Raw genomic sequence first — 13,996 nt, forward strand, 5'->3', positions numbered from 1 at the left:
TATTCGAAAATTTATATTGCTCTAATTATCAATACACATTAAAAATTCTTTAATACTTGCTATATCATCATTGAACTGGATGAAACGGTATTTTATAAGATCATTCAAAACAAAAAATAGAATTAAGCGAAAATGAAAAACGGAATTAAGAGTAGTATACTAAATCTTTTATTTTTCACAGCAATGTTAGTTCAGGCTCAAGCACCGAAATGGGAGAATGCAGAGTGGGAGAATCCTGAAATATTTCAGATTAATAGAGAAGAACCAACAGCATCCTTATACCGATATGAAAATGCAAAAATGGCATTGGAGAATGAGAGTTGGGAGAATTCCTCTTTTTATCAATCGTTAAATGGTGAATGGGATTTTAAGTATGCAGCTAGTGTGCCAGAGCGCCCGACCACTTTTTTTAATACCGATTTTGATACATCAGGATGGGATAAAATAGCTGTACCATCAAACTGGGAATTGAAAGGTCATGGTATTCCAATTTATACGAATGTTGTGTATCCTTATCCTAAAAATCCTCCATTTATTCCTCATGATATTAATTCCGTTGGTAGTTACAAACGTGATTTTGAAACTCCTAAAAATTGGAATGGAAAAGATGTTTATCTCCATTTTGGAGGCGTAAGCGGAGCCATGTATGTGTATGTTAACGGGCAAATGGTTGGCTATAGCGAAGGCAGTAAAACACCCGCAGAATTCAATATTTCAAAATACCTTAAAGAAGGAGAAAATTCTTTGGCGGTGCAAGTATTACGCTGGTCGGATGCTAGCTATATGGAAGATCAAGATTTTTGGCGTTTAAGTGGTATTGACCGTGATGTTTATTTATACGCTACGAATACAGCAACCATGAAAGATTACACGGTTGTTGCAGATTTAGATGAAAACTACACCAACGGTAAATTCAATTTAGATTTAGAATTGTCGAATACTGGTAAGAAATTAAAAGGTTATCAAGTAGAAGTAACCTTGTTAGACGGTGCGACCGAAGTTTTTTCTGTAGATCAAAATTTAGATTTAAATACGGGTAATACATCAGTGAAGTTTGCTCAAGAAATTAAAGATGTAAAAACCTGGAATGCTGAAAAACCGAATTTGTATACATTGCTCTTCACATTAAAAGACAAGAAAGGCAATGTTACAGAAGCGATAAGTTCAAAAATCGGATTCAGAAAAATTGAAATCAAGAACAATCAATTTTTGGTGAATGGCCAACCGGTTTTGATTAAAGGAGTAAACCTACATGATCACGATGAAGTTACCGGTCATGTTATAAGTGAAGAGGTTACGCTAAAAGATATGGAGGTAATGAAGCGCAACAATATCAATGCGATTCGCTGCAGTCATTACCCAAAGAATGAGTTTTTCTACAGAATGGCCGATACATATGGGTTTTATGTAGTTGATGAAGCAAACATTGAAATTCATGGTATGGGTACTACCAATCAAGGTTTAGATGGTGATGAAGAAGCAATTAAAATTCACCCAGCTTACAGGCCAGAGTGGAATGCAATGCATTTAGATAGAACCATTCGTATGTTCGAGCGCGATAAAAATTACACCTCGATAGTAACTTGGTCTTTAGGAAATGAAGCAGGTAATGGTCAAAACCTTTTTGATACGTATGATTGGTTAAAGGCACATGATAATACCCGACCAGTACAATACGAAGGCGCGACTAACTTCTCAAATTCAGATATACAAGCACCAATGTATGCAACAATTAAACAAACTATCGAGTATGCCGAAAATGACCCTAAAAGACCTTTAATTCAATGTGAGTATGCACATGCAATGGGTAATAGTGTAGGTAATTTACAAGACTATTGGGATGTTATTGAAAAGTATGATGTGTTGCAAGGTGGCTTCATTTGGGATTGGGTAGATCAAGGTTTGAAGACAACGAATGAAGACGGAGTGGAATTTTATGCCTTTGGTGGCGATTTAGGAGGAGCTGAATTACAGAATGATAATAACTTCTGTTTAAATGGATTAGTGAACCCTGATCGTTCAGCACACCCTTCTTTATATGAGGTGAAAAAAGTATATCAAAATGTGAAGTTCAGGTCTGAAAATCCGAAATCGGGCAAGATTAGTTTAAAGAACATGTACGACTTTACGAATTTATCTGAATATGCCTTTTCTTGGAGCGTATTAGAAAACGGAGTAGAGGTGTCAAAAGGTAATTTAGCAGATGTAGATATAGCACCGTATGCAACCAAAGAAATTCAGATAGATTTACCAGAACTACTTAATTCAGATTCTGAATATCACTTGAACGTTTACATGACTACTAAAAAAGAAGGTGTACTTATTCCAGAACATTTCTTGTTGGCCTATGAGCAATTTCAATTAACAGATTACATACCAACGATATTTGAAGATAATATTGACGGACTTGAAGTAACCAAAGCTGATGCTATTGTTGTTGTTAAGGGCGATGGTTTTGAAATAGGTTTTAATAGTGCCGACGGTATGTTGATGTCTATTGATTATGGACACGGAAATTTATTACAGAAAGGACCAAGTGTAAATTTTTGGCGCGCTCCAATAGATAACGATTATGGCTATAATATGCCAGAGCTTTTACAAAAATGGAAACAGGCGACAGAAACTCAAAACATCATCAGCTTAGAAGTAAATTCTAACGAGGGTAAGAAAATTATTGATGCGGTACAGCTTTCTGCGAATCCTTTTAAAATTAGAAAGGACCTTAAGTTAATGGCAAGTTATGATTTACCAGCAGTTAATGGCCAGGTGAACATCACCTATACCATTAACAATAAAGGTGAGATTTTGGTAAGCACTCAATTATTGGGCATTCAAGACAACTTACCCATTTTACCTAGATTTGGAAATAACTTTATCATCGATAATAGCTATGACCAAGTAACATGGTATGGTAGGGGAGAGCATGAGAATTATCAAGATCGTAAAACATCTGCATTGGTTGGTTTGTATGATGCTAGTGTTTCCGATTTGTATTTTGAATATATCCGTCCGCAAGAAAACGGGAATAGAACAGATATAAGAACATTGTCATTTGCTAATTCAGCAGGAAAAGGTATTAAGATTAGCGCCCCAAAACTGTTTGCTTTTAGTGCACACCATCAACTGAATTCAGATTTTGATGAAGGTATGGAAAAAAGGCAACAGCATACTTTCGATATTCCAAAAAGGGATTTAATCAATATCAATATAGACCACAGTCAAATGGGTGTTGGTGGTGATAACAGCTGGGGATTACTTCCACACGAAGAATATCAGATTAAACCAGAAAACCTTTCTTTTCAATATGTGATTAGTCCGATACGATAATTCGTTAAAGAGAGCATCAATTTATAAAAGAGAGTACGTAGAAAAATATAAGTATGAAGAATAGATTCAGCATTCTAGGATTGGGTATACTTTTGGTGACGCTGATAAATTGTAAGTCGGAAACAAAGGAAAAGAAAAATCTGGAAACACATACAGTAAAGGAGAATATAACTTCGGTAGATGAGAAGCATATTATTATAGTTAACCAACCCAATGGATTAAATACCCCAGAAGGCATGGTGTGGGTATCGGGCGCCACATTTAAACAAGGTGCTGTTGTTAGCGATGAGATGGCTATGGACCATGAAAAACCTGCTTTAAGTGTTTTGGTTGATGGCTTTTTTATGGATGCTACAGAAGTGACCAACAAACAATTTGCTGAATTTGTAAAAGCTACTGGCTATATAACTATCGCGGAAAGAGGGATTGATTGGGAAGAACTTAAAAAACAAGTACCCCCAGGCACGCCAAAGCCACATGATTCTATTTTGCAACCTGGTGCATTGACCTTTAAAAAATCTAAGTCTCCGGTTGTAGATCTATATGATTTTTCTCAATGGTGGAACTGGACCATCGGAGCTAATTGGCAACACCCAAACGGGCCAAAAAGTACGATTAAAGGGAAAGAGAATTACCCTGTTGTTCAAATCGCTTATGAAGATGCCTTGGCATATTGTGAATGGGCAAATAGGCGTTTGCCGACAGAGGCTGAATGGGAACTGGCGTCAAGAGCGGGTTCGTATGGTACAATTTATAATTGGGGTAATGATGTTTCTGTTTTGAGTGAAATGGCAAATACCTGGGAAGGTGATTTTCCGGTTAATAATAGCAAGGATGATGGGTTTGAATTACGTGCACCTGTAAAATCATATCCTGCAAACGCTTATGGTCTTTACGATATGGCAGGTAACGTTTGGGAATGGACGAGCGATTGGTACAATGCCAATTATTATAAAGAGATGAACGGTCAAAATACTGTCTTAATCAATCCTATGGGTGCAAATAGTCCGTTTACACCTAATAATCCGCTTGCCAAAGAGAAAGTTATTAAAGGAGGTTCATTTTTATGTAGTGATTCTTATTGTGCTAGTTATCGAGTTTCTTCCCGTATGGGCTCAAGTATGGATTCTTCCTTAGAACATACAGGTTTTAGAACAGTAGCTAGCGTAGATATGTTAATTAAATAAATGGGTAAGGGAATTTACTCCACACAATTTAGAAGTCGGTCTAGCTCAATGCCTTTAGAACGGCTAATAGGTATTTTTTTGTCCTTTATTTCAATGAATTCATGATTGTATCGTTCAACCATGCTTAAGTTAACGATATACGATTTGTGTATTCTTAAAAATTTATCATCGCCAAGCTTTTTATGAAAAGTGGTTAATGTAGATAGAATTACGTAATTACGTTCTGGGGTAATAACTTTTACATAATCACCGAGCGCTTCTACCCATTGAATATTATGAATGTTAAGTTCAATCTGTTTCAAATTATGCTTAATGACCAATTTGTTTTCGGTTTTGCTTTTGGCAGTTGTTTTAATTTTGCTAATAGCTTTGTTAACTGCTAATTCAAATCTTCTTTTACTGTAAGGTTTTAATAGAAAATCAATTGCATTATAATCGAATGCTTCTAATGCATACTTAGGGTTTTGACTGGTAATAATTACCTGTGGAATTGTTTTTAATCCTGCTAAAAACTCAAATCCGTTCATAACGGGCATTTCAATGTCTAAAAATAACAAATCGATATGAGATGAATTAATTTTTTCTAAGGCCTCGGTACTACTGGTAAATGAATATGAAAGTTCTAAGTTTGAAGTTTTATCTATGACCTGTTCCAATAAAGCACGTTGTACTTTTGAATCTTCAACTATGGCACATTTTAACTTTTTCATATGTCAATACTTCATGGGTTGCAGAATACGTACGTGTGGTATATAGCGAAAGTTCATTTATTTACATATTTTATGATATTATTATAATTATGATGATCTAATTAAAATTAAAGATAGGCTATGTGATTATCTAATGATTCGATTAAAACTTTTGATAACTTAATTATAAGTTTTTTACTCAAAAACCTACTTTTGTATTTGAGAATTAAAATAGAACCACTTGATATTATGTCTGATAAAATAGAACGCGTTAAAACATTAATTATAGGATCTGGCCCAGCAGGCTATACTGCTGCTATTTATGCTGCACGTGCAGATTTGAAACCTGTTATGTATACCGGTATGGAACCAGGCGGACAATTAACAACTACCACTGAAGTAGATAATTTTCCTGGGTATCCAGATGGTATCGACGGGCCTACCATGATGGTACAGTTGCAACAGCAAGCTGAGCGTTTTGGTACTGAAGTTAGAATAGGTATGATTACCTCGGTTGAATTTTCAACAGTAAAAGGAGGAATTCATAAGGTAGTTGCCGATGGCGAAAAACAAATAGAGGCTGAGACCGTTATTATTTCTACCGGTGCTACAGCTAAATATTTAAATATCCCTAGTGAGCAACGTTTACGTGGAGGTGGTGTTTCTGCTTGTGCAGTTTGTGATGGTTTTTTCTATAGAGGTCAAGATGTTGCCATAGTTGGGGCAGGAGATACAGCTGCAGAAGAAGCATCTTACCTAGCAAATATTTGTAAAAAAGTAACCATGTTGGTGCGAAAAGGCGAAATGAGAGCGTCAAAAGCAATGCAACATAGAGTTAATAGCCTAAAGAATGTTGAGATTCGTTACAATACAGAAGTTGACGAAGTTCTTGGTGAGCAGGTTGTAGAAGGTTTACGAGTAGTGAACAATCAAACAGGTGAAAAAGAAGATATTGCTATTACTGGTTTATTTATTGCCATTGGTCACAAACCAAACACTGATATTTTTAAAGGTCAGTTAGATATGGATGAAACAGGATATCTAATTACTAAAGGTAAGTCTACCAAAACCAATTTACCAGGTGTATTTGCTAGCGGTGACGCACAAGATAAAGAATACAGACAAGCGATAACTGCAGCTGGTACAGGCTGTATGGCTGCTTTAGATGCTGAACGATATTTAGCTACGATAGGTTCTGTAGAGGAGCCGATTGCCGGTCAGTATAATCTATAGGCTTAAAATAATTATAAAAAAAAACGCCGTTTCATAGAAACGGCGTTTTTTAATTACAATTGAATTTAAGCTAATCAATTCTTTTGTAGTTTTCTGAGAACGTTCTATTGCCGTCTTCATCTAAGCTTATTTGACTGAATTTATCATCACCAAGTTGAAGTTCGAAAGTGAAAATGCGCATGGTGTCCATGGCCATTATCATTTCATTATCGCCATATTCTAATGTTTCAATAAGCCTATCATCGGTAATACTATAGGTGCCGTATCCAAACCTACCTATTTTATCTACAGGTACATAACGACTCCACATGATTTTTCCATTATAAAACATTTTCACTTGTCGATAACCGTCAGTAGTCGGCACGGTATCTATAATTTGTTGTCCATCATAATTATAGAAACTTTCTAATTCCCATGTGCCTTGAATGGTATGCATATAATTCTTGTTGATTGAATTAGTCGAGGCAGCTGAAACCAAGACAAGCATCAATAAAACCAATCCTATAATTTTTTTCATGGTGGTATTTTTTTAGTTAATAATACAATTGATTATCTACTAAAAAGATACGAAATAAATTTATAATATGTTAAAATTTTAATTAAAATATTATGAATTTAATAATAATATGAAATGATTATTGATTATTAAAGTTTGATGCTTTGTTAAGTATTTTACATAGTTTGAGAATATCTGCTTTTTGATGGGAAGAACTCAGAACAATACGACTCATTAAATCATCATCTTCGGTAGGGTAGCGAAAATTGGTGACCAGAATACCGTTTTCGGCTAGTATTTTTGCTATTTGTTCATTTTTAAAGCTAAATGTAGGGTGGCCTTTAGAAGTTGAAAAGAATAAAGGGTTAGCTAAATTTTTCAAGAATAAGGCTGTATTGCGATGTAATAGGTCTCTTTTAAATGAAAAAGTAGGTTGTGCATCTACTAACGTAGCTAAAGCAGCTGGGGTAGCTGGACTTGAACCACCATAAAACTGGGTATCTTTTAGATTTTCAATTCTTTGATGATTGCCGAAAATTGCGCCTGCCTGTATACCAAAACCTTTTCCTAAAGAGCAAGTGACTAAGAGTTCTTTTGGTTTTAATGATTGTAAGTGAGAGAAACTACCTCCACCATCTTTACCAGTGATTCCAATGCCATGAGAATCGTCTATAACGAGAATTATATTTTCTAGCGGTAATTTCTGTAGTGGTATGTAATCGGGGTAATTATTGCCATTAAAATCAATACTATCTAAAAATAGGACTTGCTTTTCCTTCAGGTTATTTAAAATATCAGTTTCAAGTTGCTGCCAGCTTTGATACACTTCTTGTTGTCCTCTAAATAACGCAGAGTGAGTATTAGGTGCATAATATAATTTATAGTCTTCATTATTGAAATAATCACAGACCAGTTGCCCTGCCAAATACCCTGATGACATGGTAATACAACTTTCACTGCCTACCATATTTGATAAGTATGATTCAGCTTTATCAAAAATTGAAATACGAATATTGGATTTTCGTGATGCACTATATGAAGTGCCATACTTTTTTATGTTCTTAATGAAAAGTTCTTGGAATTCATGATCTGTTTGCAGACCTAAGTATGAGGTACCACCAAAATATAGAAAGTCTTTACCATCTTTAGTAATCGCTCTACCAGGAAATTCATCAATAGTAATCATTATAATAATTGTACACCAGTACCGGCTAGTTTAGGAAAAATAACTTTTCCGCTAGGTTCAATACGAACTCCTGTTGCAATATCAGTTTTTAAAAGCAGCGCTCCATCCATATCCACATAATCCAATTGTGGAAGTAATTGTGCAATGGCAGAAATGCCAACAGTAGATTCAGTCATACAACCTACCATAACCTTAAGGCCTAAATCCTTTCCTTTTTTAATCATTCGAAGGGCAGGAGTGAGTCCGCCACATTTAGTCAGTTTAATATTAATACCACTAAAATGCAGTGCGCATTTTTCAACATCACTTTCTACAATGCAACTTTCATCGGCCATTACCGGTAGAACACTATGGTGCATAACTTCTTCCATACCCGACCAATCATTAGCTTTTAATGGTTGCTCTAAAAACTCAACACCAAGTTCTTTCAAAAGAGGCGCATTAAAAATAGTTTCTTGAGCGGTCCATGCACAATTGGCATCTATTCTAAAAATGGCATCGGTATGATTTCTAAGTTCTCGTACAATAGCCACATCATCGGCCGTACCTAACTTAATTTTGTAAATGGGCCAAGGCATTTCTTGCATTTTGGCCAACATAACGTCAACAGAGGCTATACCTATGGTATAGTTAGTAATAGGATAATTTTCAATGCTTGTACCCCAAATTTCATATAATGGTTTGTCTAATAGCTTTCCGTAAAGGTCGTGGGCAGCTAAATCTAAAGCACAAATGGCAAAGTTCGATAAGCCTTTGTTTACCAAAAAGGAATGAAAAATTTCTGGTGTAGAAAATTCAAACTTTTCAATCTCTTGTGAGATAGCCCCAATTTCATCCATCATACTTTCGATGGTGATTTTGTAATATGGATTAGAGGTTGCTTCACCGAACCCAGTTTGGCCATTTAGTGTTAACGAAGCTATCATAGTATCTTGAAAATCATGTGATTCTCTTGAGATGCTAAAAGTGTGCTTCAATGGTAATATGAATTTCTTTAAATGTACTAGCATGGTACTAATATACATATTAGGGTTTGACTAAAAAATGAAAACCCACTGATAATTCAGTGGGTTTTAAAGTTAAGTTGATTGATGAATATTAATACTTATGTACGCTACCAGAAACCGATTTGTTCTTCTGAACCGATGGGTTGCCTTTGTACGATATATTGCCACCACTAGATGCTTCAGCGGTAAGGTTATCGGTAACATCGATGCTAATATTTGCACCACTACTGGCATCTGCATTACAAACTAATGTCTGTAATTCATTTGCTTTAATATTGGCACCGCTACTACCATCTACAAAAACCTCTTTAGCCGTACCTTCAAGTGAAATGTTTGCGCCGCTACTTGCATCGATTTCCATATTCGTTACTTTAACATTAGCATCTATAATGGCACCGCTACTTGCATCAACTTGTAATTTATCAGCCTGTATCATGTTTTCTGTAGTTAGATGAGAACCACTAGAAGCGATTAGACCAGAAACTTTAGGCAAGGTCACGTACACTTTTTTTGTAGCTCTACCTATGTTCTCTATAGCGTGAATTTTTAATTTACCGTTTCTAATATCGGTACCGATTAAATCCATGATATTTTCGTCTGCTTCAACTGATATGTCAAAATCAGAACCTTGGGTTACAAAAACATCGATACCTTCAGATGCTGATACTTCTGTAAACTCTTCAGTAATTTCTCGAGTTTCTTCAACGACTACGCCGTTTCCTTTTTCACCGGAGCCAAAATCTCCGAAGTTAATGTCAAAGCCACAAGAGTTAAGCAAAAGGGCCAGAACAAGTGCGATTGTAATTCTTACTAGTGTTGTCATGATTGATTGTTTTTAGATTGATGTAAAAATGATTGTTTTATAATTTTTCTACGATTAATAATTACTCAACTGTAGATATTGGTATATGAACTGTAATTAGTTGATACTATCGTTAGCGTCGATTTTTACGCCGTTCTCGTCTAATTTCATTTTAAAGGATTCACCATTATCATTGACATCGATATCAATACCGTTTTCATTGATTTTAATTTTACCCTTTTCCCCATTACCGTTAATGTTAATATCAATACCTTTTCCATTGATGTTAAAGCGATTTTCTTCATCATCGTCATTAGCTTCATTCATAGATTCAGGACAGTCTAAGCATTGCAATTCACCGTTATCCGCCATTTTCCAAGTATACCCTTCAAGATTATCAACTTCCTTATCAGTTGTTATGGTAGTAATCCAATCTCTACTACTTGCCTGTTCATAGGTAAGAATAGTACCGACAGGTAGAAATACATTTACACGAACTTCTTGATCCTTAAACTTCGGACCTTGAGTAGTTAAGTAATCGTTCAAAGAAATAGTATTTCCTTTCACTTCATAGGCGTAAATAATTTGGTCAGCTATTTCTTTTGCTTCCTTATTAGATGGGCCATCAGCTTCTTTTCGCACTTGAATACGAACTATGCTATCTTGTGATTTTCTTATGCGGAACCTTACATCATCTGAAACCAAAATCTTATTACCAGCTTCATCATATGAAATAAAGGTATCTCCCATGTGCATGTCTTTTTCATAGTCAAACTCATCGGTCGTCACTATTTTAATAGCAATGGTATCTGAAGGAATGACATTCGTGATTTCATTTTCTACAGACGTACTACCTGTGTAGGCATGAGAAGCGGCCTCTCTAATGCCAAAGACTATTAAAAGAATTATAGAAATTAACCAAAGACCCAAAAGTGAGAATTTTGCAATATTACCAATAGACTTCAAGTTGTTGACCAATATTTTTAATCCTAAATACATTAAGAAGAAAAACGGAATACCAACAGCAAAAAAGGCTAATAACGATACTACCCAAATTGGCAGGTCTGTAGAGTTAACTACATTATAGAAATCGATACCAGGTACATGTATTACGTCTAGTATACCTACGGTGAAAAGACCAACGAACAATCCTATTAAAGTTGAAGCTCCTATAATTACCAATAGAATACCTATGAATTTGCCAAATATTCTGAAAAGAAACATGACAATATCACCAAAGGTGTCAAAGATGGTTTTACCTCCTTTTTTGACGGTATTGCCTACTTTTTCATAGTCAACACTTTTTACACGATCCGCAACGTCATCAAAACCCTCTTTAACTTTACGCTCGATGTTGCTAATATTTACGGTTTCACCGCTCATATCTAATTTTTGGGCCGTTGTCTTCGCTTCAGGAATTAGGATCCATAATAATCCGTAGATGAATATGAAACCACCCCAAGTGAAAATGGTCAAGAAAATCCAAAGTAAACGAATCCATAAAGGATCAATACCGAAGTAATGTGCTAAACCAGAAGAAACTCCAGCAACGTATTTTTTCTCTGTATCTCTATATAGTTTTTTGACGCTATCCTTTCTAGAAGAAGTTTTTGCTTTTGGCTCATCTTCAAAGATGTCCTCATCAACCATATAATCTTCTGGTTGCCCCATAATGGTAATGACTTCATCCACTTCTTTTTGAGTGATTACTTGCCTTTCATTTTCTAATTTTTCATAGAAAAGTTCGGCAATTCGTGCTTCTATATCGGCAATAATTTCATCACTACCTGGGGTATTGGCAAATGATCGTTTAACCGATTCTAAATACTTGCCCATTTTATTATATGCCTCTTCATCAATATGGAAGAGCATGTTCGCTAGATTTATATTTACTGTTTTGTTCATGATTAGCTGTTTTTTGTGTTGGTTACCAGGTTAGTGGCTTTTCTCAATTCATCCCAAGTGGTATCTAATTCTTTAAGGAAAAGTTTACCGGTCTCGGTTAAGGTATAGTATTTTCTTGGTGGTCCAGAAGTAGATTCTTCCCAACGGTAGTTTAGAAGACCTGCATTCTTTAACCTTGTAAGTAGTGGGTATATAGTGCCTTCAACTACTAGCATTTTTGCATCTTTTAGCGTCTCCAAGATTTCTGAAGCATATTTATCGTGTCCATTTAAAATGGACAGGATGCAATACTCCAAAACCCCTTTTCGCATTTGCGCTTTTGTGTTTTCTACATTCATAATGTCTTTTTGCTTTTTATGCAGTCCCCTTTGTGGAGGGGTTTGCTCCATGGTGTCTGTTGTCTGCATAGGTTAACTGTTCGTTTTTTGTTTGATGAATAAACATCCTGATTGATTTTTGATTGATTAATAAACTCTTACGGGTGTGATGAATACCCTACTTTTAATGTAAACTTATTACCCTGCTCATAAGCCATTTAGTGTCGGTATTTTTCCAGATAACAATAAATTTTGTTGGCTTTGATATGGCATTTGGTTCTTGATTATTATAAAATTTGTGCATTCCAATTTGTACGGCACCAAAATCTTTAATGGGATGAACCTCTACGCTCTCTTCAATTAAGGTTCGCGTTACTTTACCACAGATATTTTTCTCTATACTTTTTAAAAGTTCGGCTTTGTCGGTTGCCAAACCACCCATATCATGATAAAACTCAATATCATCATCGTAGAATTCGCTTTGTGTTTTCATATCACAATCATTATACGCTGTGAAATAAGTTTTATCTAAATCCATAATGGTATCGTATAGTGCTTTGTTTTCTGCATCTTGACCCTTAAGTATGTTTGATACCAATACAAGAGTTATAATTATTACTATTTTAAATAGGCTCATTATTTAATGAATTTAATAGTTAATGGATATTCGAAATGTTCGCCTTCATTTGTTTTAATAGTAGCTAAAATGGTGTAGACAATATTAACAATGAACAATGCTGATTGGGCAAGGCCAAGTAATGCAACGGGTATCATCCAAGGACCAAAAAAATCATCACTATTAAAATGAAAGTCAACAAAATTGAAACTCTGAAGGTTTGAAAAACCAAAGTGATCAAAGTCGAAAATATTCGGAATTAACCCGCCTAAGAAAAAAGGTATGCTAATCATACCTACAAGGATGGAATAGAGTAGAAGGCTAATTTGAAAATTTAAGGCCTGTTTGCCATTGTGATCTACAAATTCATATTCTTTTTTGTTCGCTGTCCATAAGACAAGAGGTATGATGAAATTCCCGAATGGAATAAAGAATTTTGAAAACGTACTCGCATGTATGAGTGCTGAGAGGTTTCGTTCGTGTTTTGTTACTGATTCTGTCATGATTGGTTCGATGTTGATGATGATTGATTTTATTACTATGTAAAAGCTAATTACGTTGATAACCTATTAACTTCCTATGCAAATATATGGCTAAAAAAAGGTACTATGTAACACATAGTACTAATATTTAACAATATTTTAACATTTTAGTATACTATAAATAATGGCTATTTTTAGCGAAAATTAAAGTTAATATGGCCGTAACCGCTAGTAAATTCAATATGTTCTCATTTTTTAAACTACCAGCAGCATGGTGGTGCGGAGTGCGTTTAAAAACAGTAAATAAAAACATGGCAATTGTCACCGTACGACATAGATGGATCAATCAGAACCCGTTTAATTCGATGTTTTGGGCGGTACAAGGTATGGCGGCAGAATTGTCAACAGGTGCTATGATAATTGACCAAATAGAAGCAACAGGAAAGAAAATATCGATGTTGGTGGCCAATAACAAAGCGAATTTTTCAAAGAAAGCTACCGGTAAAATAACGTTTACATGTGAAGATGGGTATTTAATAAAAGAAGCTTTAGATAAATCCATTGATACAGGTGAAGGGCAAACCATCCGGATGAAATCTGTTGGAGTAAATGAAAATGGAGTAGTGGTAAGTACCTTTCACTTTGAATGGACGGTTCGATTGAAGAAGTAGTTTAGGTATGTTATTCAGTAAGAAAATTATGGCAATTGAATTATTCATAAAATGCTTCTGATGTGCTTTCAAATTAAA

General features: G+C 35.2%; 13 protein-coding genes. 4 read left to right on the forward strand and 9 right to left on the reverse strand.

Going from position 1 to position 13,996, the window contains the following annotated elements:
• Window positions 1-132 precede the first annotated feature (132 nt).
• Entirely contained in the window at window positions 133-3,327 is a 3,195-nt protein-coding gene (locus tag BMY56_RS01380) for a beta-galactosidase, LacZ type (protein ID WP_091619000.1), read from the forward strand.
• A gap of 53 nt (window positions 3,328-3,380) precedes the next feature.
• Entirely contained in the window at window positions 3,381-4,514 is a 1,134-nt protein-coding gene (locus BMY56_RS01385) for a formylglycine-generating enzyme family protein (RefSeq protein WP_091619002.1), read from the forward strand.
• Between the two features lie 14 nt (window positions 4,515-4,528).
• Here BMY56_RS01385 and BMY56_RS01390 read toward each other — a convergent pair whose 3' ends face one another.
• Complete coding sequence (locus BMY56_RS01390; protein ID WP_091619004.1) at window positions 4,529-5,224, reverse strand: LytR/AlgR family response regulator transcription factor; 696 nt, start codon at window positions 5,222-5,224, stop codon at window positions 4,529-4,531.
• Window positions 5,225-5,452: 228 nt separating this feature from the next.
• Here BMY56_RS01390 and trxB point away from each other — a divergent pair, with 228 nt between their 5' ends.
• Window positions 5,453-6,436 (forward strand): thioredoxin-disulfide reductase, encoded by a 984-nt coding sequence (gene trxB / locus BMY56_RS01395; protein WP_091619006.1) that lies wholly within the window; start codon window positions 5,453-5,455, stop codon window positions 6,434-6,436.
• Between the two features lie 70 nt (window positions 6,437-6,506).
• Here trxB and BMY56_RS01400 read toward each other — a convergent pair whose 3' ends face one another.
• The 8 genes from BMY56_RS01400 to BMY56_RS01435 form a co-directional block, all read right to left on the reverse strand.
• Window positions 6,507-6,953, reverse strand: a complete 447-nt coding sequence (locus BMY56_RS01400) for a hypothetical protein (protein ID WP_091619008.1) — start codon at window positions 6,951-6,953, stop codon at window positions 6,507-6,509.
• Between the two features lie 118 nt (window positions 6,954-7,071).
• Window positions 7,072-8,118: an aminotransferase class I/II-fold pyridoxal phosphate-dependent enzyme gene (locus tag BMY56_RS01405; protein ID WP_245737110.1), complete on the reverse strand. Its 1,047-nt coding sequence runs from the start codon at window positions 8,116-8,118 to the stop codon at window positions 7,072-7,074.
• Entirely contained in the window at window positions 8,118-9,128 is a 1,011-nt protein-coding gene (locus tag BMY56_RS01410) for a dipeptide epimerase (protein WP_091620022.1), read from the reverse strand. Before BMY56_RS01410 ends, BMY56_RS01405 begins: the two co-directional genes overlap by 1 nt.
• An 88-nt stretch (window positions 9,129-9,216) precedes the next feature.
• On the reverse strand, window positions 9,217-9,948 hold the full coding sequence (locus BMY56_RS01415) for a head GIN domain-containing protein (RefSeq protein WP_091619012.1): 732 nt from the start codon (window positions 9,946-9,948) through the stop codon (window positions 9,217-9,219).
• A 96-nt stretch (window positions 9,949-10,044) separates the two neighbouring features.
• Window positions 10,045-11,832, reverse strand: coding sequence for a PspC domain-containing protein (locus tag BMY56_RS01420; RefSeq protein ID WP_091619014.1), 1,788 nt, complete (start codon window positions 11,830-11,832; stop codon window positions 10,045-10,047).
• A gap of 2 nt (window positions 11,833-11,834) precedes the next feature.
• Window positions 11,835-12,170, reverse strand: a complete 336-nt coding sequence (locus BMY56_RS01425; protein WP_068484071.1) for a PadR family transcriptional regulator — start codon at window positions 12,168-12,170, stop codon at window positions 11,835-11,837.
• Between the two features lie 163 nt (window positions 12,171-12,333).
• Complete coding sequence (locus tag BMY56_RS01430; RefSeq protein ID WP_091619016.1) at window positions 12,334-12,786, reverse strand: nuclear transport factor 2 family protein; 453 nt, start codon at window positions 12,784-12,786, stop codon at window positions 12,334-12,336.
• Window positions 12,786-13,268, reverse strand: coding sequence for a DUF4870 domain-containing protein (locus tag BMY56_RS01435; protein ID WP_091619018.1), 483 nt, complete (start codon window positions 13,266-13,268; stop codon window positions 12,786-12,788). Before BMY56_RS01435 ends, BMY56_RS01430 begins: the two co-directional genes overlap by 1 nt.
• A 194-nt stretch (window positions 13,269-13,462) precedes the next feature.
• Between BMY56_RS01435 and BMY56_RS01440 the strand changes: the two genes are divergently transcribed.
• Window positions 13,463-13,918 (forward strand): DUF4442 domain-containing protein, encoded by a 456-nt coding sequence (locus BMY56_RS01440; RefSeq protein ID WP_091619020.1) that lies wholly within the window; start codon window positions 13,463-13,465, stop codon window positions 13,916-13,918.
• The last annotated feature ends 78 nt before the right edge of the window (window positions 13,919-13,996 follow it).

It is taken from the genome of Maribacter orientalis, assembly GCF_900109345.1.
In the GTDB taxonomy this organism is placed as follows: Bacteria; Bacteroidota; Bacteroidia; order Flavobacteriales; family Flavobacteriaceae; genus Maribacter; species Maribacter orientalis.